The sequence below is a fragment of the Tessaracoccus oleiagri genome (genome assembly GCF_900103275.1).
GTDB classification, from domain to species: Bacteria; Actinomycetota; Actinomycetes; order Propionibacteriales; family Propionibacteriaceae; genus Arachnia; species Arachnia oleiagri.
Map to the genome: position 1 here is coordinate 205,209 of NZ_FNGP01000002.1, position 24,177 is coordinate 229,385.

A 24,177-nucleotide genomic window follows, 5' to 3' on the forward strand; every position below is an offset into this window, starting at 1 on the left:
GCCAAAGATCCGGTGCGCTCTGCGTCAGGAGCCGGCGGTCGAGAGGGCTCGGGAAATAGTTATCCACAGGTGTCACCGAACCCTTCCCTTGTCAGTGGTGGCCCGTAGAATTGTTCACATGTTCGAGATGGTGCCGATGACCAGCGCAGACGCGTTCGCCGCGGTCGCGCACGCACACGAGCACCGACGCGCGGCGGAGGTCGCGGAGAAGATCGCCCTGCTGCGTGCCGCCGAACTCTACAAGGTCGACCAGAACGCGATCTGGGCGGTCACCGAACAAGAGATCCAAGCCGGCTCCGACGGCACCCCGCTGGTCGGGGAGTTTCTCGCCCACGAACTCGCCGGCCTGCTCGGTGTCTCCCCGGAGTCCGCGCTCTGGCAGGTCGGGCAGGTGTTGGACCTCCGCCACCGGCACCCGGCGTTGTGGGAGGCGTTCCTGGCCGGCACCGTCTGGTTCTGGCAGGCCGCCAAGATCGTCCAAGCCTGCAGCGACCTCTCCGCCGAGGCCGTCGCGGTCATCGACCGCCGCACCGCCCACGCCCTGCAGCTGTGGCCCTGGACGCGGATCATGCACCACCTCCCCGCGTGGATCATCGACGCCGACCCCACCCACGCCGCCACCAAAGCAGCCAACGCGCGCCAGTCCCGCGGGATGCACATCGGCAAGATCGAGGACGGCCACTGCACCCTCAACGGCCGGCTCGCCGCCGAAGACGGCATCGCCCTCGACGAAGCGTTGGATTCGATCGCGGCCACGCTGCCCGCCCCCGAGCTACCGGAGTGGCTCGAAGACGCCACCGACGGCCACAAAGCCACGTACCGGCGTGACCAGCGCCGCGCCACCGCCGCCGGCATCCTCGCCCGCCAAACCTTCGGCCAGCACGCCCTCCCGGTCGAGCTCATCGTGCACGTCGACGCCAACGACCTCACCCACGGCACCGGCGCCGCCCGCATCGAGCGGTGGGGCACCATCCTCACCGACTACCTCCCCGAGTTCCTCAATGGCTCGGCGGTGACCGTCCGGCCCGTCCTCGACCCCGCCACGCTGAGCGCCTTGGACGGGTACGAGCCGTCGGCGGCGATGCGCCTCGCCCTGCAGGTCCGAAACCCTGTCGACGTGTTCCCCTACGGCACCCGCCCGGCCCGCGGCTGCGACCTGGATCACACCGAGCCCTACCGGTTCGACGGCAACACCCGCGGCCAGACCGGCATGCACAACCTCGGCCCACTGTCGCGACGGAGCCACCGGGCGAAGACCCACGGCGGCTGGCGACTCACCCAGCCGGAGCCGGGGGTGTTCCACTGGCGCTCCCCCGCCGGCTACGAGTACCTCGTCACCGCCACCGGCACCATCCGCATCGGCGCCCTTCCCCGAGACCCATGGTGGCTGAGGAGCGACGACGACCCGCCCAGGTGGCTGAGGAGCGACGAAGGAGCGCCTCGAAGCCCCGACGAACCCGACCGGAGCCCCGACCCACCACCGGACCACCCGGCTTGGGACAAGCCACTCCAACCCGAACTGATCGCCTGGGCCATCGCCCAACACACCCTCACCAACGCCGCAGCCTGACTCCGCGAAAGCGGAGCCATGGATGCGCGCTGCCCTGACGAGTCACGCGATTTGATCTTCCGAGCCAGAACGCTGTAATGTTTCTCCTCGCGCACCACTAGCTCAACTGGCAGAGCAGCTGACTCTTAATCAGCGGGTTCAGGGTTCGAGTCCCTGGTGGTGTACCAACGAAACTGGCCCCCGACCTTCCCAGCAAGGTCGGGGGCCAATTGCTTTTCGGCACCACGTTGTCCGCGCGACCCGATAGCGGCCCCCGCCTCCCGGCACACTGGAGCCCATGACTCGAACACGCGTTGTCTGGTGGCTCTTCGGCGCCCTGAGCATGCTGCTGCTGCTCGTCGTCGCCATGGTCGCCTTCCTGTGGTGGGTCTCCGAGCCGGCGGGAGAAGACGCCGCTCCGGCGCCGTCGGCCTCCCCGTCGGCGACGTGGACCGCCCCACCGCCCGAGGACCTGGACGTCGACGAGGTATGGATCGGTGACCTCGACCTGCAGTCGGATCTGGTCCTCCTGCCGGACTCGACGCTTCGCGACGTCGTGGCGACGGGCCAGGGCGCACGCTCGGGCCCGGACGGGCTCATCGTGGAGCGACTGGAGGTCGAGGCCACGGTGCCGTTCGACGAGGTCGCGACCGAGCTCGGTGGCGGGAGCACGGTCCGGGCCGCCGACAACGGGGAGGCAGCCGTGGAACGGTCGGTGGAGGCGTTCGGCCGCCGCTTCAACGTCGTCGCCACGGGCAGCGTGGGAGTACGGGCCGGCCTGCTCGTGGTCGAACCGCGGTCGATCGACATAGGCGGGCCGGAGATCCTGTCCCGCACGCTGGGCACGCTGGTGCGCGAGCTGGTCACGATAGAGCAGCCCATCGAGGGGCTGCCCCCCAACCTGGAACTGCGCCACGTGGAGGTCCAGCGGGATGGCTTCCGCGCATCCCTCTCCGGTGAGGACGTCATACTCGCGGCCGCCGGATCGTAGGGAGCCCGGATGTCCTCCGGACCGCGAGTGGCCACTCCCATGACCACGCCGGCCCCCGAACCGCTCTCAGGAAACCGTTTTTCGGCACGCTGATTCCCACTCCCGCTACGGAACTTGCTCGAAACGAACCCCTCGGCGGCTACGGTGAAAACCTATTGACCGTCGGCACAGTCCGCTGGCGCCGGCCCAACAAGAAGGAGGAGTCGCATGATCACCCTCGGTGTAATCCTGTTGCTCGTCGGACTACTGCTCGACGTCCCCAGCATCGTCATCACGATCGGAATCATCCTCATCATCGTCGGACTGATCCTGAATCTCGTGCCGATCGGCGGCACCCGACGTCGAGTCTTCTAGCTTCGTAGCATCGAGCCCGCGTGGGCGACGTCCGGCAAGCGGACGGCACCGCCGGCAGCGGGCGGCCGGGGAACGTGTTTCACGTTCCCCGGCTGTTTGCGTTCGTAGGCCTCACGTCATCCGCCGGTCAGGCAGGGCCACCCACTCCTTCCAGGAAATGTCCTTGCCGACGTACCGCGGGTTGTCGAACGGCCACACTGCCTCGACCCACGTCGGCACCGCCTCGTCGAGCGTCTCCTCCACCTCGCTGCCCACCAGCTCGTCGACCACCCACCAGGAGATCTCCGCGTCCGCACCCTCCTTCGCCGGCGGGTCGATGTAGACGCAGCCCAGCAGCTCGGGCTCCGCCTCGTCGCCGAACAGGGCGTAGTTGAAGGACTCGTGCGCCTCGATCTCGCGCTCGTGGTGCGCCAGGTCCTCGCGGTCCTGCTCTAGCGTCATCGTCGCCGGCGGCCAGCCCCAGGCCTCGCCATAACGTTCCCAGAGCCGCTCACGGGAGCCCATGACGGCCGGGTAGTCCACCTCCGCGTCGCTCTCGCGGATGGGCCTCAGATGGTGCCCCGTCTCGAGGTCGAGTCGAGTCGGGTGTTGCCAGTCCTCAGGAAGCCAGCTCATGCGCAAAGACTGCGCCACTGGTGGGGTCCCGTCAATAGGCACGGAGGAGCCTCAAGCGTCAGAGTTCGTCGTTCCGCCCGGCGAGCTCCACACCCACCACGCCCGGCACGTCGGCCAATTGCGCCATCACGTCGCGCAACGCCGGTCCAGAGCGGAACCGCATTTCTGCCCGCACCATCCGGGTTCCATCGGTGGTCGCGGTCTTCGTGCTCGACAGGGTCGTCTCGCAGCCGAGCGCCGCGGCCTCGGCGAGCACCTGCCGGAGAACACCGCGACCGTCCTCGTACGTGACGGCGACTGTTGAGCGCTCCCCCGCGCGGGGAATCAACCGCGCAAGGGGCGCGATGACCAGCACTGCGACGAAGTGCAGGACAGTCGCGAACATCGCCAGCGGCAACAACCCCGCGCCACAGGCCATGCCGATGGCAGCAGCGAGCCAGATGGACGCCGCAGTCGTGAGCCCCCGAACCACGTCGCGGTTGACGAATATCACGCCAGCGCCGAGGAAACCGATACCGGAGACGATCTGCGCCGAGATGCGCGACGGGTCGCGCGTCACGTGGTACTCAGCCAGCCCGACGAAACCCTCCACCGAGATGAGCGTGAACACGGAACTGCCCAGCCCCACCAGCGCGTGCGTGCGGATGCCCGCCGACTTGTGCTGGAACTGCCGCTCCATCCCGATGAGGGAGCAGAGGAAGAACGCCAGACCGACGAGCCCGAACTGGAGCGGGACCTTCGACCAGTCGACGAGGCCGGCGAAGAGCTCCACGTCAGTCCCGCTCGTCGACGAGCCGCATCATCAGCTCGCACGCCATCGAGTTCGACCAACTGAACCAAGGTCGCGTGAACCGCGTGGGGTCGTCGGGATCGAAGGACTCGTGTGTCCAGCCGGTGCCGCCGTCGGTGGCCAGTATCGTCTCGAGGCAGCGGCGGCCTTCCTCGACGGACCCGGTGAGACCCTGCACCGCCAGCGCGATGTGCCAGACGTAACCCGACGGCGTGTGTGGGCTGCCGATGCCTTCGGCATGGGCGCCGCGGTGATGGAAGGGGTTCTCGTCGCTGAGCACCCACTCGCGGGTGCGACGGTAGCGCGCGTCCTCGGCCGGGATGTCACTCGTCAGTGGGAGCGACAGGAGCGACGGCATGTTCGCGTCGTCCATCTCCAACACGCCGCCGAGACCGTCCACCTCGTAGGCGAACCGTCCGTCGACCATTCCGAAGCGCTCGACGCCATCACTGATCTCGCCCGCGAGTGCGCGGGCGTCGGAGCCCAGCTGGTCGTCACCCCAGTGCCCGGCGAACTCGGCAACCAGCCGCAGCGCCATGACGGCCATGAGCTGGGCAGGGATGTTGTAACCGTAGGTGCAGGCGTCGTCGGAGGGCCGGAAGCCGCTCCAGGTCATACCGGTCACCGCGACGGGTGTGCCCCGACCGTCCTCCCCGAGGGTGTCCCACGGCTCAGAGTCACGCACGTGGCGGTAGTCGGAGAGCTCGAAGTGCCGCTGCTCGCGCCGCCAGAGTTCGAGGATGGCGCGGCAGCCGTCGTGCACCTGCTCATCGAGGTGTCCCGCGTCGCCAGTGGCGCGCCAGAGCCGGTGGGCCAACTGGACGGCGAACGCCAACGAGTCGATCTCGTACTTGCGCTCCCACACCCCCGGGTCGAGGTCGAGGTCCTCGGGGTCGAAGTGTGCGCCGGTGGGGCCGGCGTTGAAGGCATTGGCGTACGCGTCGACGGCGATGCACCGCCACTGCTCCCGAACGATCCCGCGCAGCGTCCCTGCCACCTCCGGCACGTCGACGAGCCGCAGGAACGGCCACACCTGGGCCGACGAGTCGCGGAGCCACATGGCCGGGATGTCGCCCGTGATGACGAACATGCCGTCGCCGTTTCGCGACATGGTCGTGCACCAGGTGTCGAGCATCATCCTGTGGAATCGCTCCGCCGCCGTCTCGCCGACCGCGTCGCGGATGCGGGCCGCCCAGAGGTCCAGAGCGGCGAGGAGGGGCTCGCCTGCAGGGTTGGTGATGGGACGCATGATCAGTGCTCCTTGGAATTCAGTGGGATTCGTGCCGGGGCGGCCGGCACCAGTTCACGCCCGCGGCGGTGAGCCGGTCGAGGTGGCGGCCGAGGCCGTCGACGTGGCCGCTCTCGGCCGGGTGGCCGGCCCAGAGCTGCTGCGCGATGGAGCTGCCGCGCGGCCACGCGAAGTACTCGAGCCGACGCCAGTCGTGGATGTACTCGGTCCACAGCTGGAACTGGCCGCCCAGCAGGCGCGCGGCCTCGGGTCCGTCGACCGCGTCCAGTTCCTCGGAGAGCCCCGCCACGGTGGCGAGGGTGGTGGGTCCGGTGATCGCGAGGGGATGGCCGTCGCCGTCGAACTGGCTGTGGTCGAGGTAGGTGAGGTCTCCGGGCGCAGCGATGACGTCGTGCCCGAGCCGCGCCGCCCGCTGGATGGAGCGGCGGTCGCGCCACACCATGACGGTGGTGCCCTCGGGGACGCCACCGTCGAGCACCTCGTCCCAGGCGATGACGCGGCGCCCCGCGTCGAGGACGTGGCGGCAGACCTCGCGCTCGAACCAGGCCTGCGCGGCGGCCGGGCCGTCGGCACCGACCTCCGCCATCGTCGCCCGGGACACGGGATCGGCCAGCCACTCGCTGCCGGGGCACTCGTCGCCACCCACGTGGATCGGTGACCCGGGGAACAGCCGCATCACCTCGTCGAGCACGTCACGACAGAACTGCAGGGTCTCCTCGGACAGCCGCAGCACGTGCTCCGAGATTCCCCAACACGTGCGCGGGTGCCGCACGTGGTCGCACGCCCCGAGCCACGGATACGCCGCGATGGCCGCCTCCATGTGGCCGGGCATGTCCACCTCCGGGACGACGGTGATGCCCAACTCGCCGGCACGCGCCACGAGCCGCCCGATCTCCTCGACGGTGTAGCTTCCGCCGTGGGGCCGGCCGTCGTGTTGCGGGAAGTCGTCGCAGTCGTTCTCGTCGGGCGGCGGTTGGTGGCCGGGCAGGGTGCCCGGACGCCAGCCCCCGACCTCCGTGAGCAACGGGTACTTGGCGACGGGCAGACGCCAGCCCTGGTCGTCGGTGAGGTGCAGGTGCAACACGTTGAGCTTGTGCATCGCCATCACCTCGAGGTGCTTCAACAGCCCCTCCATCGGGAGGAAGTGCCGGGCGACGTCCACCAGCGACCCGCGCCAGGCATACCTCGGCCGGTCCTCGATCTCCACGAAGGGGACCCGAAGGTCCGCCGCCTCCATCGGCCCCGGCCCGTGCACGAACACCGGCAGCAGTTGCAGGAGCGTCTGCACCGCCCAGCCCGCGCCGGCATCGTCGCCGTGGACGATCCGCACACCGTGCTCGTCCACCGTGAGTCGGTACGCCTCCGCCTCCAATGACGCGTCGACCTCGAACCGGACGCCCCGCTCACCCGCGGCGGCCCCCGCGGAGCGGACACCGGCAGCCACCAGCAGTCGCTCGGCGAGGACACCGCGGGCGGGCCCGCCCCCCGAGATCGGCAGCGGGTCGGGCAGCACGAACTCCCCCGTCCCCCATCGCACCACCGACGGGGTGGGCAGCAGCCTCATCGGATGACCTCCGGCTGCCAGCCCGCGACCGCGTCGTCGAGCAGGGAGCCGACGGCCACGTCCCCCAGCCCCACGGCGGCAGGACCGACGGTGACGACGAAGGCCCCCGCAGCCCTTGCGGCGGCGGCCCCCACCGGCGAGTCCTCGAAGACCACGCAGTCGGCGATGTCGACGCCGCAGGCCGCTGCGGCGGCCAGGTACAGGTCCGGGGCCGGCTTCGGCGCCGCCACGTCCTCCGTGCCGAGGGCGGCGGTGAAGAGTCCCGCCCAGCCGAGCGCGCGCACCACCTGGGCGACGATGTCGGACGGGGAGTTGGACGCGATGGTGATCGGCATCATGGCGCTCAGCCGCCCGAGCAGTTCCGGCGCGCCGGGCATGGGCCGGACCGCACCGTCGAGATGCTTGGCGAGGAGCTCACGCAGGCGCCGCTCCACGGCCGCCTCGTCCGCGGAGGGGTACTCGGCCACGTACTCGCGGGTCAGGTCGGCGAGGCTGCCGCCGAGCATGCCCCTCCCCGACGGGTCACCACCGGCCTCGGTCCAAAGCTCCTCGATGGCGGCGAACCACGCGAACTCGGAGTCGACGAGCGTGTCGTCCATGTCGAACAACACGGCGGCCGCACGGGGCGGCAGCGTCTGCAGGGCAAGCGAATCGGTCATACGTGAAGCACTCCAGTTCCGGCCGTGGCGAGCGTCTCGGTGAGGTCGCCCAGGTCGTCGAGATCCGTCACGATGTGGCTCATCGTGGTGACCGGGAGGACGGCGTAGGAGCCCTTCCCGGGAAACTTGGTGGCGTCGGCGAGCAGCACGTTGGCGCTGCTGGACTGGGCGATGGCGCGCTTGACGCTCACTTGGTCGAGCGTGGTGTCGCGGGTCATGCCGTCGCCGGCGATCCCGCTGCACCCCATGAAGGAGAGGTCGGCGCGCACCTCCCGCAGCGCCTCCTCCGTCATGTGCCCCGACGTGCACCGGTAGTCGCTGCGGTAGCCGCCGCCGAGCAGGAGCAGCCGGGCCGCCGGCTCCTCGGCGAACAACAGGAACACGGGGACGCTGGCCGTCACGATCGTGAGGGAACGCCCGAGGAGTTCGTGCGCCACGGCGAGGGCCGAGGTGCCGACGTCGAGGATGACGGTCATGCCGTCCTCGACCAGATCCGCCGCCGCGACGGCGATGCGTCGCTTCGCGTCGGCGTTCGCGAGCCGGACCTCGTCGATCGGGTCGTCGCGTTCCGGCGACAGCACGGCGCCGCCGAACGTCCGGCGCAGGATGCCCTCGTCCTCCATGAGGCTGAGGTCCCGCCGGATCGTCGAAGGGCTCACCTCGAGCACCTGGGCCAGCTCTCCCACGGAGAGGCCCCCACGCTCGCGCAATGCGCTCATGATGCTCTGGTGGCGCAGGGCTGGAATCATGCCGCAGAGCATAGCCAGATTTGGCTGAGTTTGCGCACCTTTGCTCACTTTGATGGAGCAGGCTGGCTATCAGTGCGCGATTCCGAGCATACTGGCCTCGTCGAGAGAAGGAGGCGGCAAGTGACCAGCGACGAAAACCCGCGCCACGTGCAGGTACTGGCGGTCGGCATGACGTACCGCGACCTGGTGATGACCGGGCTGGAGACGATGCCCCGACCGGGCGAGGAGATCTACGCCTCCGCGCTCCACGAGACCTGGGGCGGCGTCGCGACGATGGCCCGCGTCTGCAACGCTCTCGGACTGGCCACCGGTCTCGCTACGGCGGTGGGCGACGACGCGGCGAGCGCGCGCCTGCTCGACGACATGGCGCGCGCCGGAGTCGACACGAGCCTCACGGCGCGCCACCCCGGCTGGGCGCTGCCCGTCACCGTGGCGCTCTCCACCTCCGACGACCGCGCCATGGTCACCGTCGAGGCGCCCCCGCCCGCCGGCGTCACCGACCACTTGGAACACACCGCGTTCACCGCCGACGCCGTGATCGTCGACATGCGCGACCCCGCCATGGGCTGGCTCCAGCGGGCCCGCGCCCGGGGCACGAAGGTCTACGCCTCGCGTGGTTTCGACCCCACGGGCGAGTGGAGCGCGGAGAGTCTCGCCGACGACGGCACCTGCGACGTGTGGATGCTCAACGACCTCGAGGCGCGCGCCTTCACCGGCCTCGACGACCCCGTCGCCGCAGCCAGGATGCTGAGCGGCCGGGTGCCCATGGTGGTCGTCACCCGTGGCGCGGCGGGCATGGTGGGAGTCGACTGCGCCACCGGGGAGGAGGCCTCCATCGACGCCTTCCGCGTGCAACCGCTGAACCTCACCGGCGCCGGCGACTCCACGCTGGCCGCACTCGCCTACGCGGGGCTCGTGCCCGGCGCGGGGCTCACCGACCGCCTCGACCTGGCCGCCTTCATCGCCGGCTCCATCCTCGAGCGCCCCCAAGGAGCCGCCCGGCCGCCGGCGCTGGACGAGCTCGTCGCGCGGACCGACTCCGGGACGGACGCCCGGCTGCCCCGCATCCGGGAGTTGCTCACCAGCGGAATGCGCAGCTGATGGCATCGGGCTACTCGCTGCTGGTCTTGGGCGACACCCAGTACCTCTTCGACGGCGATCGCAACCGGCCCGACCTGCTCGCCGAGACGTTCGCGGAGGTGGCCCGGCTCGAGGCGAGCGGAGCCATCTCCCCGGTGCGGCACGTCGTCCACGTGGGCGACGTCACGGAGCACGGCTGGGCGCAGGAGTGCAGCCGCGCGTACCGCGCCCTGGCGGCCGGCCGGGAGATCCTCGGCCAGTTGGCCATGACGATCGCGACCGGCAATCATGATGTCGAGGCCGGCTCGCGCGACGACCGCGGGGAGACGCCGTTCCTGGCCGCCTTCGGTCCCGCCTCCGAACTGCTCCGCGGCGCCAATCTCGCGTCGGCAGTCGTGCACGGCCCCGGCGGCTACTCGTCGTGGCGCCGGGTGGCCCTCCCCGACGGGTCCGAACTCGGCGTCCTGGCACTGGACTGGGACCCCACCGACGCGGGCTGGCGCTGGGCCGCGGAAACCCTGACCGGGAACGCCACCGTCCCCACCGTCGTCGTCTGCCACGACGTCGCCCACGACTCGGCACTGACGCAGCGCGGGCTGCAGCTTGAGGAGGCGCTCGCCGGCCACTCGCAGGTGTTCCTCGTGCTCGGCGGCCACCACTGGCCCAGCACCCGCGTGGTCACTGCTGGGCGCGAGTACCACGCCATCAACTACCAGGAACTGCCCTTCGGCGGCGCCGGCACGGCCCGGGTCTACGACTTCGATCCCCCGAGCGGCACCTGCCAGGCGATCACCTTCTCGCCGGCGCTCCGCCACCCCGACGTGCTCCGCAGCGTCGCAGCCCGCCGCCGGCTCGGCCTCGCAAGGCCCGAGGACCAGTTCGCCTTCCCGCTGCCCGCGGCCCTGGGTGGAGGCCCGGACACGCCGTGGCAGGCGCGCGGCCAAACCCTCGTCGCCGACCACCGCGGCCCGGGCGAGATCGAGCTGGCGCTGCCCGGGGACTTCACCATCGAGGCCACCGCCACGCTGCCCGAACGGTTCCACGACTCCTGGCAGGTGCTGCTGGCGCGCCTGGGCGAGGCGCCCGACGGGTCCCCCGAACCCCTCGCGGCGCTGAGCCTCTCGACGGAGAACTTCCTCGGTTGGATGGCCTACGTCGAGGGCGGCGAGACATGGGCCACCTCGCACGAGTACGCGCCGGGAACGTCCGTCGTCGTCGTGCTGTCCAACCGCGACGGCGGCGGGCTCTGGGTGGACGGCGACCCCGTCGGCCGGCGGGACGCGAGGCTGGGCCACGCGCTCGTGCCGGGGCCTTGGCGGTGGCGGGTCGGCTCCGGCGAGTACGCGGGCGCCTCCGCCGACCCGTTCCAGGGCACCGTCACGCGGGTCAGGGCGTGGTCGTCCTGACAGGGCTGTAGCCGGCGCCGGCGGTCACCACTCGAAGTGGAGGTCGCGCGTCGGGCCGGTGGTGTCGAAGTCGCGCAGCTCCCCCACCCCGGGAGCCTCCATCCAGCCCTGACGCACGCCGATGGAGTCCAGCAGGAGGTCCATCACCTCGTGGCTGCGCAGCGACCGCGCCGCCCGGATGGGTTCCGGCAGCGCTCCGCCGACGCGGTGGGCGATGACGAAGCTGCGGCGGACCTCCACCTCGTCCTCCCCGTGCCCGCCACCGGCCTTGTGGCCGTGGTCGGTGGTGACGACGATGAGCCAGTCCTCGGCGAGTTGCTCGTGGCGCTCGGAGACGGCCTTCACCATGTGGCGGGTCCACTCGTCGACCCGCTTGATCGCCTCGCGGTACTGCTCGGAGTCGGCGCCGTGCTCGTGGCCCGTGGCGTCGACCCCCTCGAAGTACACGACGGCCGCGTCCGGGCCCTCGTGCGAGAGCCGCCACGTCGCCCACTGGCACACGGCGGCGTCCGCAGCGTCGATCCCCCGGCTCTGGTCAGGCAGGAACAGCTGGTGCTGGCCGGTGCGCTGCTGGTCCACCCGCTGGTGGATGATCGGCCCTGGCCCGTGCGGCGCGACGAAGGCGTCCCACGTGGCGGCCGCGAGCGTCCTGGCCGAGGGGTTGGCGAAGAAGATCCGGGACAGGATGTCCGGGCGCTTGGCCAGGTGGTGCCCCACGAACTCGTTCCACCAGACGTTGGACTCCTCGTGCCTGGAGCCCGTCAGGATCGACGCCCAGCCAGGACCCGAGTCCGTCGGTGGCGTCATCCACATCGGGATGATGGTCCCCTCCGAGCGGCTGTCCCCGGCGGCCAGCCGCGCGAGGGTCGGGGCGATCGGCCCGAGGTCGGCCGCCTCCTCGGGCGGCAGGGTGCCGTCGGCGCCTCCCGCGCTGAAGCGCGGATCGGCGGCATGGTCCGGTGCCGCGAAGGCGGGATCGGCCGCGACCGCGTGGGGAAGGGCGAGGTCGACGCGGACCCCGTCCAGGCAGATGAACAGGAGCTTCATCGGTCGACCTTCATCCGGAGGGTGAGGATCTGGAACGGCCGCAGCCGCAGCGCGATCCGCTCACCGGACGCCACTCCCCCGTCCGGGAGCGCCTGCGTCGGCTCGTCGACCGGGTCCTCGAGGAGGTCGACCTCCGTGATGCTCGTCGCCTCGCCGGACAGAACGAGCGCCACCTTGCTGCGTGCCCCCGCCGCCTCGTGGAGCCGGACGACGAGGTCGCCCGAGTCGTCGAAGGCCCGCTTGACCGAGTCGATGACCGCGAACGACTTCGCGTCCGCGGGCAGGATGCGGGCCACGGACTCGACGGTCGCGGCGCCTTCCAGCACGTGCAGCGGCTGGTTGACGCGAAGACCCGCCCGGGAGGCGGCGGGCACGTCGGCCCCGAGGGTGAGGCTGTAGTCCATGCTGTGCTCGCCGAGGTCGGCCAGCGGGTCCGGGGCCTGGGGCGCCCGGAGGAGGGTGAGCCGCGCGTGCACGCCGGACGTCGGCGCGCCCGACGAGCCGCCCGCGGGAAGCACGTCGTGCCCGTAGCTGGACCCGTTGGCCAGCGCGACGCCGTAGCCGGGCTCCTCCAGGAGCATCCAGCGGTGGCCGCTCGTCTCGAAGCGCGCCTTGTCCCACGAGGTGTTGGGGGCGATCGGGCGCTCGATGTGGCCGAACTGGATCTCCGACGACGTCCGGGCCGCCCGCACGTCGAGGGGGAATCCCACCTTGAGGACGTGTTCGCGTTCCTTCCAGTCGATCCAGAGCCCGAAGTCCACGGTGCGGGAATCGGCGTCCAGCGAGATGGACTGGATCGCCCGGGACTTGCCGAACTCCCGCGTGACCTCCACCCGCACCCGGAGGTCGTCGACGACGGTGGCTTCGATCGAGGCCACACCGTCGACGTCGGTCCCCTGGTGGTCGTAGTGGTCCTCCAGTTCCCAGGCGTCGAAGGCGCTGGGGTGGTCCGGGTGGAGGCGGAGCAGATTTCCGCGCCCGCCGGGCAGGAGCACCTCGCGGTCCTCGACGAGGTCCCGCAGGGAGACGACCGTGCCGTCGGCGCCGATCCCGACCCGGACGAGTCCGTTGTCCAGCACCGTCACGTCGCCGTCGCGACGCAGCGTCACCGGGTGCTCCGGGGCGCCGGCGCTCTCTGCCGGTGCGACGGCGAGCGCCGGGACCTCGACGAGCGTCAGGGCGTCCCCGACGGCCACCACCTCGCGCCGGTCGAACGGCGAGGCGTTCAGCAGGGACCGCGATGGGGCGTCGCTGCGAAGCGCAACCCACGCCTCGTCGAGCAGCGTCTCGATCTCGCCGGCGAGTGCGCGGTACTCCGCAGCGGCCTCGCGGTTGACCCACGACGTGCTGCTCCCGGGCAGGATGTCGTGGAACTGGAGCAGGAGCATCCGCCGCCACAACTGCTCGAGCGCCTCCTGCGGGTAGCGGTAGTCCGGGTTGGCGCGCACCGCCATGCTGGCGAGCAACTCGACGGCGGCGAGGCCGTGCTCCGTGCGGCGATTGCCGCGCTTGAGCTCCGCCTGCGTCGTGTACACGCCGCGGTGGAACTCGAGGTAGAGCTCGCCGCTCCACACGGGCGGCTCCGCATAGTCCTCCACGGCCGCGCGGAAGAACTCGTCCGGGGAACCCGGCGTCACGACCGGCGCGTCCTCCATGTCCGCGAAGCGGTGCACCCGCTCCATCATCTCGCGGATGGGACCGCCGCCACCGTCGCCGTAGCCGAATGGGAGGAGGGAGTGCGCCGTGGCGCCCTTCTCCTTGAAGTTCCGCTCCGCGCGCACGATCTCCTCGGCGCTGACGATGCTGTCGTAGCAGTCGACGGGCGGGAAGTGGGTCCAGATCCGGGTGCCGTCGATGCCCTCCCACCAGAAGGTGTGGTGCGGCAGCTTGTTCAGCCGGTTCCACGACAGCTTCTGCGTGAAGAACCAGCGCATGCCGGCGAGGCGGGCGATCTGCGGCAGGGCGCCGGTGTAGCCGAACGAGTCGGGCAGCCACAGGCAGTCGGGCCGGACGCCTAGTTCGTCGCGCATCCAGCGCAGGCCCGACGTGAGCTGGCGCACCAGCGCCTCCCCGCCGGGCAGGTTGGTGTCGGACTCGACCCACATGCCGCCGACCGCGTGCCACTGCCCACGGTCGATCGCGTCACGGACCCGGCCGAAGACCTCCGGGGAGGCCTCCTTGAGCCACTGGTAGTGCTGCGCGGAGGTGCAGGCGAAATGGAAGTCCGGGTACTCGTCGGCCAGGGCGGTGACGTTGGAGAACGTGCGCAGCACCTTGCGCTTCGTCTCGCGGATGGGCCACAGCCAGGCGGAGTCGATGTGCGCGTGGCCGATGGCGGTCATCCTCTGGGCCGATGCGTTGGCGCCGCCGGCGATCAGCGGGGCCAGCACGTCGCGGGCTGCGCCCGCGGTCTGCGCCATGTCTCCGGAGTCGACGACGTCGGCGGCGCGCTCGAGGCCACGCAGGATCTTGGCGCGCCGCGTCGAGTGCTCGGGTAGCTGCCGCATGAGGCCGTCGAGGACGTCGAGGTCGAGTGCGAGACCGAAGAGGTTCGCGTCGCGGACGACGACCTCCGCGCCGCCGTAGCGCCAGACGGGCTCGTCGGAGGCGGTGAGGCGGTCGCCCTGCTGGGTGGGGGTGCCCATGTAGTGGGTCATGTCGGGGTTGGCCGCGGCCTCCACGACGAACTCCACGGTGCCGTCGTCCCGGACGAGCGGCCGACCGGCCGCGGCGAGATCGTCGGCGAGCCGCCCGAAGTTGAGCGGAACGGTGCGGTTCATCGGGTTGACGGCCTTCAGCGGGGTGCCGTCGGGGGTGAAGACCATGCCCTCGGACTGGTTGCCGGCCCAGTCCCCCACGAAGCCGAGGTCGATCCGGAGCTCGAGGCGCGAGCCGCGGAGTTCGGCCGGGACCTCGCCCCGCAGCTTCAGCCACCAGGTGCTCCAGGCGGGGCCCCACCAGGTGCCGGCCGGGAAGGGCTCGTAGTCGCCGTCGGCCGCCACGTCGAACGGCACGGGCTCGCCGGGCGCCCGCCAGGCCTCGGCGGACAGTTTCGTGACGACGCTGACCTCCCGCCGCGCGATCCGCTCGCGCAGCTTCTCGATCCGGTCCTCGACGAGTTCGCGGTCGTCATGCATCGGCGGTGTCCTTCAGGTAGTCGAGCGCGTCGAAGTGCTTGATGAGGTCGTCGAGCAGGGCCTCGGCCACGTCGTAGGAGTCGACGAGCGGGTGGTGCGTCAGCGCCAGGAGCGCATCCTGTCGGGACCCGTGGACAGCTGCATCGATCGTACGGCGTTCGATGTACTTGGCATTGACCACCATCCCACGCCCGTGCTCCGGCAGTCTGGCGCCAGGCAACGGCGTCACGCCCGAGCCGTCGACGCGGCACGGCACCTCCACCACGGCGTCGTCGTCCAGGTCCGGGAGGATGCCGTTGTTGGCCACGTTGAGGATCAGCTCCGCCGGCACGTCGTTGGCGATCGCATGCATGATGGCCAGCGCCACCTTGTCGTAGCCGCCGGTCTCGAGGTCCGCGTCGTCACGCTCGAAGCTGCCCGCCGCCTCCCGGTTGGTGGCCATGTAGGTGGTCTCCCGCTCCAGCCGCGTGCGCTCCCAGAGATCGTAGAGCCCGGACGCCGAGTTGTTGGCCGTCTGGTAGAAGCCCTTCTGCTGCTCGGCCAGGAACACGCCGCGCGTGCTGTCGGAGGACTGGTCGATCGTGAGGTCCTCGCGCGCGTAGTAGTAGTAGTGCAGGTACTCGTTCGGCACCGCGCCGAGCGCCCGGATGAGGTCGGCGCCGAAGAGGCGTCCCTCCTCGAAGGTCTCGATGACGTCCGGGCGCTCGAGCAGCAGCGGAAGCACGTCGCGTCCGTCGACGATCAGCCCCGTGAGCCAGCCGAGGTGGTTGAGCCCCGCATAGCGGAGGCGGATCCGCTCGCTGCCGGCGGTGACGGTGGGCAGGTCGGCGGGCAGCAGGCCGGCCGACTTCAGGGAGTCGATGATGCGGCGGGCCAGGCCCACCGGCGAGTCGCAGATCCCGATCACCCGGCTCCCGAGGTGGCGCTGCATGACTTCGGTGATGACGCCGGCCGGGTTCGTGAAGTTGATGACCCACGCGTCTGGCGCGAAGCGCTTGATCTGCTCGACGAGGTCGAGCACGGCCGGGATGCCGCGCAACGCATAGGAGATGCCCCCTGCGCCCACGGTCTCCTGCCCGATGACGCCGTGGCGCAGCGAGATCTGCTCGTCGAGGGCGCGTCCGGTGGTGCCACCAACGCGGATGGCCGAGAACACGAAGTCGGTGTCCGAGAGGGCTTCCCCGATGTCCTGCGTCGCCACGAGGCGCGGCGCCTCATCGACACGGTCCGCGAGCTCCGCGAGGACCCCGGAGATGGCGTCGAGCCGGGCGCGGTCGGTGTCGTAGAGGCGCACCTCCGTCACGCGGTGCGGCGACTCGTCGGCCAGCAATGCCTTGTAGACGAGCGGAACGCGGAAGCCTCCGCCACCCATGATTGTGAGTTTCATACGAACTTGACCTCTGTCTGGTTGATGCGGCACCGCTCCAGGAGTTGCGGTGCAAGGGTTTCGGCGTCGGTGATCACACCGTCGAGCGCCTCGACGTCGAAGGGCGAGCTGCCGCCCTTGCCGGGGAACTTGGTGGCGTCGGCGAGGAGGAAGGCCTTGGTGGCGGCGGCCCGGATGGCGCGCTTGACCCCGCTCTGCGAGTACGACGTGTCGCGGATGCGGCCGCTCTCCGACACTCCGGAGCAACCGAGGAAGGCGAGGTCCGCCTGCTGGCGCTGGAGCGCGTCGATCACGGGCATGCCCTCGAAGCACTGGTACTGCTCGGACCAGTGGCCGCCCAGGACGATGAGGTTGGCGTGCGATCCGGAGCGCAGGTGCTCGAACGCCGGGAGGGAGGCGGTCAGCACCGTGACGTCGCGGTCCTTCAACTCCATCGCGAGGTGGTGCACCGTGGTGCCGATGTCCAGGATCACGGTGGCACCGTCGGGCACCATCCGGGCAGCCTCGGCCGCGATCCGCGCCTTGGACGCACCGGAGCGGGCCAGCGCGTCCTGGAACGGGTCGTCCACGTCGCCGGCGAGGCGCACGCCACCCCACGTACGATGCACCAGGTCCTGCTCCTCGAGTTCGGCGAGGTCGCGACGCATGGTGGCCGGGCTCACTTTGAGCTGCTCGGCGATCTCGGAGATGCCGACGAGGCCCCGGACCTGGAGCAACTGGAGGATCTTCTCGTGGCGTACGGCTTTGAACACGCGATAAACGTACAACAAGTTTCCGGAAATTGCTCGTTCTCGATCATCTCGATCAACTTGTTTCACAAAGCGGCGAGGTGGTGCTACGTTTGCGTCTACGACCAGACGGTCAAGGCAATCAAATGAGAAAACCTATAGTCAACATGCATGGGACGCGCGATGGCGCACGTCGGGCGACCACCTCAAGTCACCCGGTTCCTCGTCGCGGGGACGTGGCGATGAGCGAACGTCTCGCAGTGGATGCGAGCCGATCGCTCGACTTTGATCAACCTTGCTGGTCCAACGCTGGTCCCCTCCAGCACCAACCCACTCACACGAACCAAGGGAGTTCGATATGAAGGTTTCACGACGTTCACTCATGCAGGGCGGCGCAGCCGGCCTTGGCCTGCTCGGACTGGGCAGCCTCGCGGCGTGCTCGACGACGGCACCCACCCCCGCGGGCGGGGCCTCGGCAGGCGGCAGCGCAGGCGCCACCTCGATGGTCCTGTGGACCTGGCCGGAGGGCTTCGGGCAGGAGGTCCTCGACGCGGTGAAGTCGCAGTTCCCGCAGTACACGCTGCGCCAGGACGTCATCGGCGGTGACTTCAAGCAGAAGCTGACCACGACGTTCACCGCCGGTTCGGGCCTGCCGGACATCACCGGCGTGAAGGGCGAGGACATCGCGTTCTTCAAGACCCAGTCGAAGTATTTCGTCGACCTCAACAGCGTTGGCGCGGCGGACGTCAAGGACACCTACCTCGACTGGAAGTGGGCGCAGGCCACCGACTCCGAGGGCAAGCAGCTGGGCATCCCGATCGACATCGGCCCCACCGCCCTCTTCTACCGCTTCGACGTGTTCGAGGAGGCGGGCCTCCCGTCCGATCCGAAGGAACTGGCCGCGGCGATCCGCACCTGGGACGAGTACTTCGAGCTCGGCAAGGAGCTGCTGGCGGCACGCCCGGGCACCTACCTGATCCGCAACACCGGCGGCATGTTCGACATCATGTGGAAGCAGGGCGGCAAGGGCTTCATCGACGAGACGGGCACCTTCATCGGCGACCAGGACCACATCCGCCAGGCCTGGGACACCGCGATCCGCGGCCTCGACGCCGGCATCGTCGCGACGCTGCAGTCCAACACCGCCGACATGGCCGCGGCCGTCAACGAGGGCAAGCTCCCGGCCGACTTCGGCGCCTCCTGGCACCTGTCCGACCTGATGGTCGACGCCCCGGACACCGCGGGCAAGTGGCACGTCGCCGAGCACCCGGGCGAGGCGACCAACTACGGCGGCTCGTTCCTGGCGATCCCGGAGGGCGCGAAGGACCCGGCCGCGTCGTTCGAGCTGATCAAGTTCATCCTGAACCCGCAGAACCAGGCCCACGAGTTCCAGGACAAGGGCAACTTCCCCGCCACCCCCGAGGCCTGGTCCATGCCCGAGGTAGCCGGCCCCGTCGAGTTCCTCGGCGGCCAGGTGGCCGCGGACGTCTTCGGTCACGCCGCCGAGACGGTGCAGACCCTGTTCGAGGATCCCAACGAGAACACGGTCAACGCGCCGTTCTACGCCGAGATCGACCTCGTGGAGGCCTCCGGCAAGGACCCGGAGCAGGCCTGGAACGACGCTGTCACGGCCGCGAAGCGGCTTGCCCAGCAGGTCGGCCTGTCCGTGAAATGAGCGTTTCGACACTTCGGCGGGGAAGCGAGACCGTCGCTTCCCCGCCGGTCGACGGCTTCCGCACGCTGTCGACCGGTCAGCGCGCCAGGAAGTCGCTGCCCATCTACGGAGCACTCTCGCCGTACTTCCTGCTCTTCTTCACGTTCGGCGCCATGCCCATGCTGTTCACCATGGCGCTCGCCTTCACCAACTGGTCGGGGCTCGGTGACATCCGCTTCATCGGGATCGAGAACTTCCGGTACCTCGTCACCGACCCCCTCTTCTACAAGGCGCTGGGCAACACCCTGATCCTCTGGGTCATGGGCACGGTCCCGACGCTGACGTTCGCGACGATCGTGGCGCTGATGCTCAACTCCACGCTGCGCTTCTCCACGACCTACCGGGTCATCTACCTGATCCCGAACGTCACCTCCCTGGTGGCGATGGGCATCCTGTTCAGCTCGCTCTTCTCCAGCCAGTTCGGCCTCGCCAACGCCATCGTCAACCTGTTCGGATTCGGCAACATCGCTTGGCTGCAGAACGAGTGGGGCATCAAGATCGCGATCTCGGCGCTCACAACCTGGTCGTTCGTCGGCTACAACTCGTTGCTGATCCTCGCCGGGCTGCAGGCGATCGACAAGACCCAGTACGAGTCGGCTGCGCTCGACGGCGCGGGCGGGTGGCGGACCTTCTTCCACATCACGCTGCCGCAGCTGCGCCCCATCGTCCTGTTCATCACGCTCATGTCGACGATCGGGTCCCTGCAGAGCTTCACCGAGGCGCAGGTGCTCACCTCGTCGCTCTCCTCCGGGGCGGCATCCGCGGGCGGCGTGGGCAACTCGGGTCTGACGATGGTGCTCTACTTCTACTCCGTGGCCTTCCAGGAGAACCGGTACGGGTACGGCGCCACCATCGCGTGGGGCGTGTTCGTCGTCGTGATGTTCTTCTCCGCGATCAACTGGATCGTCACGAAGGAACGCAAGGAAAGGATCGCGCGATGAGCATGTCCGCACGCGCCGTTCCCGCGGCCCTGGCCGGGGCCGCCATCGAGACGAGCGGCCGCCGCCCCCAGCGGCGCAGGAAGCTGCGCCCGGCCGACGTGGTGCGCCACGTCCTGCTCATTGTGGGCGGGCTGATCTCGCTGTTCCCGTTCTACTGGATGTTCGTGCTCTCGACGCATCCGTCGGCAGTGATCTACCAGTACCCGCCGGTGATGGTGCCCGGCGACCGGCTCGACGACAACGTCGGCTCCATCTTGTCGAAGATCAACATCTGGGGCGCGATGTCCAACACGCTGGTCGTCGCGCTGACGGTCACCGTGCTCGTCCTGCTCGTCGCCTCTCTGGCGGCGTTCGCGTTCGCGAAGTTCGAGTTCCCGGGCAAGAACGTCCTCTTCGGCATCGTGCTCGCGACGTTCCTTCTCCCGTCCCAGCTGGCGACGATCCCCCAGTTCCTGCTGATGGCGGAGCTCGGCTGGGTGGGCGACCTGAAGGCACTCATCTTCCCCAGCCTGGCGAGCGCGTTCGGCGTGTTCTGGCTGCGCCAGTACGCCACCAGCGCGATCCCGAAGGAGCTCCTGGAGGCCGCGACGATCGACGGGTGCGGGTTCTGGCGCCAGTACGTCCACGTGTGCCTTCCCACCATCCGGCCCGCGCTGGCATTCCTGGGCATGTTCACGTTCATCGGCTCGTGGAACGACTTCATGTGGCCGCTGATCGTCCTCACCGACCCCAGCAAGCTCACCCTCCAGGTGGCGCTCAGCCAGCTGAAGACCGCCCACGGCACCGACTACGGCATGCTGATGGCCTCGTCGCTCATCGCCGTGGTCCCGCTGCTGATCATCTTCGCGCTGGGCGCGAAGCAGTTCATGGCGGGCATCACCGAGGGCGCGGTCAAGGGCTGACCCTCCCCCCTCTCCCGGAAAGCGACGGCGGCGTATTCCCTCCTGTGGGTACGCCGCCGTCGCTTCAGTCGAGGAACGTGATGGCGCCCGTGGTGCCGTCGATCCTGATCCGCTGCCCGGGTGCCAGCGCCTCCGTCGCGTTGGCGACGCCGACGACGGCCGGGAGCCCGTACTCGCGCGCCACCACCGAGCCGTGCGTCATGAGCCCGCCCACCTCCGTCACCAGCCCCGCGGCGGTGAGGAACAGCGGCGTCCAAGCCGGGTCGGTGCCCCGGCAGACGAGGATCTCCCCCGGCTCCAGCGCCGAGCTGCCGGGATGCTCCACCACGCGTGCGCGCCCCTCGACGATGCCCGGCGAGACGCCCAGTCCGGCGAGGTCCCCGTCGCCGGGCACGCCGGCGTCGTAGAAGGTGCGCCCATCGCCCACCATGATGACCGGGACCCGGGACCGTCGCTCCTCGAGCGCGCGCAGGGAACGACGCTCGTCGACACGCTCGGCCAGTCCCTGCAGCGTGAACGCGTCCCGCAACTCCTCCAGGTGGAGCAGGAACACGTCCTCGGCGCGCTCCAGCCGTCCACGCTCGACAAGGTCCTCGCCCGTACGCAGGAGCGCCTCGCGCAGGAATCCCAGGCACTGGACGAGCACGAACTTCGGCGTCTCCCGGGCGCCGAAGAGTCCCCGTACGCGGCTGCCGAGAAACCTGATCAAGCGACCTGCCGGCGGCGACGACGCGCGCTCGAGCCGCCGCAGCGCGGCCCGCGCCTCCCGTTCGCCCTGCTCGTGGAGCACGTCCGGAGCCTGACCGGGCTCAAGGGTCAGGTAGGCCGCGAGGGTGCGGATGACCTCCTCCGGCCGCTCGCGCCAGCGGGGCACGCCGAGGTCGATCTCGGCGACGCCCCGCATGCCGTACCGGTCGAGGAAGTCGCGCAGACCCTGCTGCGCGACCGCGGGCAGTTCACCGGCCGCGAACCGGGCCGCGGATGCCTCCGGATCGCCGAGGGCCTCCCTCGCCTCGGCGTTGGCCCGGATACGCTTGGCCACGTCCCACAGGGCCAGGTCCATCTCCGTCGTCACGTTGCCGGGCAGCGACCGCAGCCCCGTCAGCGCCAGCGCGTCGGCATCGGGCAGGCCGGTACGCGCCGCCAGGTGGCGAAGCACGAGGATCATGCCGATGCCCGGCCCCATGATCGGCCCGAACGCGGGCAGCATGGTGGTGAAGGCGTGCTCGGCGAACCAGTGGACTGCCCGGACGCGCGCGGCGAGGCGCAACTCGGGGGTGCCCCGCCCGTCGGCATCCCGCGCCCGCCGCTCGAGGCCGTCGATGAGCCAACGTCCACGCTCGTTCACGTGCCGGCGGGCGGCAGCAGGCCGCCGCAGCCCGCGCAGCACCCCCGGGAGCAACCGGACGACGAATGGCAAGAGGTAGCGCACCAGCCCGAGGGTGTTGGCGCGCCGGGGACGGTACTCGCCGCTTTCGACGAGCTGCGCCACCACCGCCGCCGCGTTCGGGTCCACGCCCTTGATCGGCCCCGGCAGCCGCCCGGCGATGCGGGTGCGCAGGACCGGGTCGATCCGGACCCACAGGCGCTCGCCGGCAGCCGCGAGGTAGTGGTTGTCGCGGTGGTCCAGCGCCGGGGCCGCGAACACCGGTGGCGCGCCCCCGATGGCGGCCTGGAGCACGTCGCGGCCCAGCGGGGTGATCGGCTCGAGCATGCCCTGGAACGCCCCGACGCTCGCCCAGACTGCGTCCCGCGGGGACGGCACGGGAAGGGGGTACAGGGTCGTGACCGGGCGCGACTGCACCACCTGCAGCCGGTCGGCCACGACCGTGAACTCGACGTCCTGCGGCCCGCCCATGGCCGACTCGATCCTTCGCCCGAGCGCGGCGAGCTCCCTCAGGACCAGGTCGCCGAGCACCGGCGTCGCCCCCGCAGGAGCGCGCCGCACGACGCTGCCGCTCGCGTCGATCTCGAAGTGGTCCGGAACGACGGCACCCGACACCAGCCGCTCCCCCAGCCCGGCGACCGCGTCCACGACGGTCACGTCGCGACGCCCCGTCAACGGGTCTGCGGTGAACAGCACGCCCGAAGCCTCGGCCGGCACCATCTCCTGCACCACGACGGCCAGCGCGACGGCGTCGTGATCGATCCGGTTGCGGTCCCGGTAGCTGATCGTCCGCTCCGTCCACAGGCTCGACCAGCACTCGACGACCGCCCCCAACACCGCCTCTTCGCCCACGACGTCGAGGAACGTGTCCTGCTGACCGGCGAACGAGGCACCGGGGAGGTCCTCGGCGGTGGCCGAGCTGCGCACCGCGACGCGCCCGTCGAGGAGCGGACGCACGAGGGCGAGCAGGCGGTCGCGCTGCGCGGACGGGACGGGTTGCCGGAACGCGGCTCGGATCGCTTCCGAAGCACGGCCCGGGTCGCTGCGCAGCGCCCCCTCGATGGTGGCCGCAAGGCCGTACTCGGCGACGAAGGCGCGGTACTCGTCGGTGGGGACGATGACGAAGTCGGGCACAGGGAACCCCGCGCTCCTGAGCCGCAACAGATTGGCGCCCTTGCCGCCGGCGTCGGCGAGTCCGATGCTCATGAGCCGACTGTAGACCCCGGCGGCGCCGGCCGGGGATGCCCGGCTCAGAGGTAGAGGCCGGTGCCCGAGTCGTCGATCCGCTCAGCCGCGACCGCGTGGATGTCGCGCTCGCGCATCAAGACGTAGCGCTTCGAGTTGATCTCGACCTCCGCGCGCTCGCCCGGGTCGAACAGCACCCGGTCGTCGATCTCCACGCTGCGCACGCTGGGGCCGACGGCCACGACTCGTGCCCAGCTGAGTCGCTTGCCCATCTGGACGGTGGCGGGAATGAGGATGCCGCCGCCGCTCTTGCGCTCGCCGGCGCCGGATTCGGCGTCGACGAGGACGCGGTCGTGCAGCATCCTGATGGCAAGTCCTGCGTCGGTCACGAGGCGGTGATCGCCTTCCTCGCGCGGGCGCCGAGCTGCCGGCGGCCCGAGAGCGCGTTGATCGTCACCGCGAACGCCACCACGCCGACGACCGCGCCGGCGATGGCGAGCACCCGCTTCGTCCGCAGCGACCCGTCGGCCTCGACGAACTGGCTCTTGACGTCCTCGAACTCCGAACGAGCGAAGTCCTTGACCTCCTCGACGCCCTTCTTGGCGATGTTCTTGGGCTTGATCGACTCACTGAAGTCGGCCACCGACACGCGCAGTTTCGCCCGTGTCTCGGCCATTTCCATCCGGATGTCCTCGACCGTTCGCTCCTTGGCCATCGCCGCTCCTATCCGTCAACGTTCGTCC

General features: G+C 70.2%; 21 protein-coding genes and 1 tRNA gene. 9 read left to right on the forward strand and 13 right to left on the reverse strand.

The features are described 5' to 3' along the window. Positions 1-118: 118 nt before the first annotated feature. From BLR46_RS05955 to BLR46_RS15055, 4 genes are all read left to right on the forward strand, one after another. Entirely contained in the window at positions 119-1,570 is a 1,452-nt protein-coding gene (locus BLR46_RS05955; protein WP_093249923.1) for a DUF222 domain-containing protein, read from the forward strand. Between the two features lie 91 nt (positions 1,571-1,661). Beyond that, positions 1,662-1,737: transfer RNA gene (locus BLR46_RS05960), tRNA-Lys, on the forward strand. 110 nt (positions 1,738-1,847) lie between these two features. Next, entirely contained in the window at positions 1,848-2,540 is a 693-nt protein-coding gene (locus BLR46_RS05965) for an LmeA family phospholipid-binding protein (RefSeq protein ID WP_218118366.1), read from the forward strand. 207 nt (positions 2,541-2,747) lie between these two features. After that, positions 2,748-2,894, forward strand: a complete 147-nt coding sequence (locus tag BLR46_RS15055) for a hypothetical protein (protein ID WP_176761684.1) — start codon at positions 2,748-2,750, stop codon at positions 2,892-2,894. A gap of 111 nt (positions 2,895-3,005) precedes the next feature. On the opposite strand, the gene BLR46_RS05970 is transcribed toward BLR46_RS15055, so the two are convergent. Genes BLR46_RS05970 through BLR46_RS05995 form a run of 6 tightly spaced genes read right to left on the reverse strand, consistent with a single transcriptional unit; the run spans position 3,006 to position 8,520 of the window. After that, positions 3,006-3,509, reverse strand: coding sequence for a GNAT family N-acetyltransferase (locus tag BLR46_RS05970; RefSeq protein WP_093249926.1), 504 nt, complete (start codon positions 3,507-3,509; stop codon positions 3,006-3,008). A gap of 58 nt (positions 3,510-3,567) precedes the next feature. Further along, complete coding sequence (locus BLR46_RS05975; RefSeq protein ID WP_218118367.1) at positions 3,568-4,281, reverse strand: MgtC/SapB family protein; 714 nt, start codon at positions 4,279-4,281, stop codon at positions 3,568-3,570. A 1-nt stretch (position 4,282) separates the two neighbouring features. After that, entirely contained in the window at positions 4,283-5,548 is a 1,266-nt protein-coding gene (locus BLR46_RS05980; RefSeq protein WP_093249929.1) for a glycoside hydrolase family 125 protein, read from the reverse strand. A gap of 19 nt (positions 5,549-5,567) precedes the next feature. Then, a complete protein-coding gene (locus BLR46_RS05985; RefSeq protein ID WP_093249931.1) occupies positions 5,568-7,112 on the reverse strand; it encodes a beta-N-acetylhexosaminidase in 1,545 nt (514 codons plus the stop codon). Further along, positions 7,109-7,771 carry an HAD family hydrolase gene (locus BLR46_RS05990; protein WP_093249932.1) on the reverse strand — a complete coding sequence of 221 codons (663 nt, stop codon included), beginning with the start codon at positions 7,769-7,771 and terminating at the stop codon, positions 7,109-7,111. The genes BLR46_RS05985 and BLR46_RS05990 overlap by 4 nt, the downstream gene beginning before the upstream one ends. Continuing rightward, positions 7,768-8,520, reverse strand: a complete 753-nt coding sequence (locus tag BLR46_RS05995) for a DeoR/GlpR family DNA-binding transcription regulator (protein ID WP_176761685.1) — start codon at positions 8,518-8,520, stop codon at positions 7,768-7,770. The genes BLR46_RS05990 and BLR46_RS05995 overlap by 4 nt, the downstream gene beginning before the upstream one ends. Positions 8,521-8,640: 120 nt before the next feature. On the opposite strand from BLR46_RS05995, the gene BLR46_RS06000 reads away from it, so the two are divergent. Beyond that, positions 8,641-9,621 (forward strand): carbohydrate kinase family protein, encoded by a 981-nt coding sequence (locus tag BLR46_RS06000; protein WP_093249934.1) that lies wholly within the window; start codon positions 8,641-8,643, stop codon positions 9,619-9,621. Continuing rightward, positions 9,621-11,006 (forward strand): metallophosphoesterase family protein, encoded by a 1,386-nt coding sequence (locus BLR46_RS06005; protein WP_093249935.1) that lies wholly within the window; start codon positions 9,621-9,623, stop codon positions 11,004-11,006. Before BLR46_RS06000 ends, BLR46_RS06005 begins: the two co-directional genes overlap by 1 nt. A gap of 24 nt (positions 11,007-11,030) precedes the next feature. On the opposite strand, the gene BLR46_RS06010 is transcribed toward BLR46_RS06005, so the two are convergent. From BLR46_RS06010 to BLR46_RS06025, 4 genes are read right to left on the reverse strand one after another with little or no spacing between them, the layout of a single operon-like run. Continuing rightward, complete coding sequence (locus BLR46_RS06010) at positions 11,031-12,053, reverse strand: alkaline phosphatase family protein (RefSeq protein WP_093249936.1); 1,023 nt, start codon at positions 12,051-12,053, stop codon at positions 11,031-11,033. Further along, on the reverse strand, positions 12,050-15,190 hold the full coding sequence (locus BLR46_RS06015; RefSeq protein ID WP_093249937.1) for an alpha-mannosidase: 3,141 nt from the start codon (positions 15,188-15,190) through the stop codon (positions 12,050-12,052). Before BLR46_RS06015 ends, BLR46_RS06010 begins: the two co-directional genes overlap by 4 nt. Further along, positions 15,183-16,577, reverse strand: a complete 1,395-nt coding sequence (locus BLR46_RS06020; protein ID WP_093249941.1) for a 6-phospho-beta-glucosidase — start codon at positions 16,575-16,577, stop codon at positions 15,183-15,185. Before BLR46_RS06020 ends, BLR46_RS06015 begins: the two co-directional genes overlap by 8 nt. Then, entirely contained in the window at positions 16,574-17,329 is a 756-nt protein-coding gene (locus BLR46_RS06025; RefSeq protein ID WP_143008229.1) for a DeoR/GlpR family DNA-binding transcription regulator, read from the reverse strand. Before BLR46_RS06025 ends, BLR46_RS06020 begins: the two co-directional genes overlap by 4 nt. Before the next feature lie 334 nt (positions 17,330-17,663). Between BLR46_RS06025 and BLR46_RS06030 the strand changes: the two genes are divergently transcribed. The 3 genes from BLR46_RS06030 to BLR46_RS06040 are packed head-to-tail and all read left to right on the forward strand — an operon-like array spanning position 17,664 to position 20,862. Next, positions 17,664-18,980 (forward strand): extracellular solute-binding protein, encoded by a 1,317-nt coding sequence (locus BLR46_RS06030; RefSeq protein WP_093249945.1) that lies wholly within the window; start codon positions 17,664-17,666, stop codon positions 18,978-18,980. Continuing rightward, the gene (locus BLR46_RS06035; RefSeq protein ID WP_093249949.1) at positions 18,977-19,960 is read left to right on the forward strand and encodes a carbohydrate ABC transporter permease; all 984 of its coding nucleotides are present in this window, start codon (positions 18,977-18,979) and stop codon (positions 19,958-19,960) included. Before BLR46_RS06030 ends, BLR46_RS06035 begins: the two co-directional genes overlap by 4 nt. Beyond that, the gene (locus tag BLR46_RS06040; protein ID WP_245701546.1) at positions 19,957-20,862 is read left to right on the forward strand and encodes a carbohydrate ABC transporter permease; all 906 of its coding nucleotides are present in this window, start codon (positions 19,957-19,959) and stop codon (positions 20,860-20,862) included. The genes BLR46_RS06035 and BLR46_RS06040 overlap by 4 nt, the downstream gene beginning before the upstream one ends. 64 nt (positions 20,863-20,926) lie before the next feature. Here the strand turns inward: BLR46_RS06040 and BLR46_RS06045 are convergent, their stop codons facing one another. Genes BLR46_RS06045 through BLR46_RS06055 form a run of 3 tightly spaced genes read right to left on the reverse strand, consistent with a single transcriptional unit; the run spans position 20,927 to position 24,149 of the window. Further along, on the reverse strand, positions 20,927-23,455 hold the full coding sequence (locus BLR46_RS06045) for a PEP/pyruvate-binding domain-containing protein (RefSeq protein ID WP_093249950.1): 2,529 nt from the start codon (positions 23,453-23,455) through the stop codon (positions 20,927-20,929). A 44-nt stretch (positions 23,456-23,499) separates the two neighbouring features. Further along, positions 23,500-23,823, reverse strand: coding sequence for a GroES family chaperonin (locus BLR46_RS06050; protein ID WP_425441379.1), 324 nt, complete (start codon positions 23,821-23,823; stop codon positions 23,500-23,502). Beyond that, positions 23,820-24,149 (reverse strand): DUF3618 domain-containing protein, encoded by a 330-nt coding sequence (locus BLR46_RS06055; protein WP_093249951.1) that lies wholly within the window; start codon positions 24,147-24,149, stop codon positions 23,820-23,822. The genes BLR46_RS06050 and BLR46_RS06055 overlap by 4 nt, the downstream gene beginning before the upstream one ends. Between the last annotated feature and the right edge of the window lie 28 nt (positions 24,150-24,177).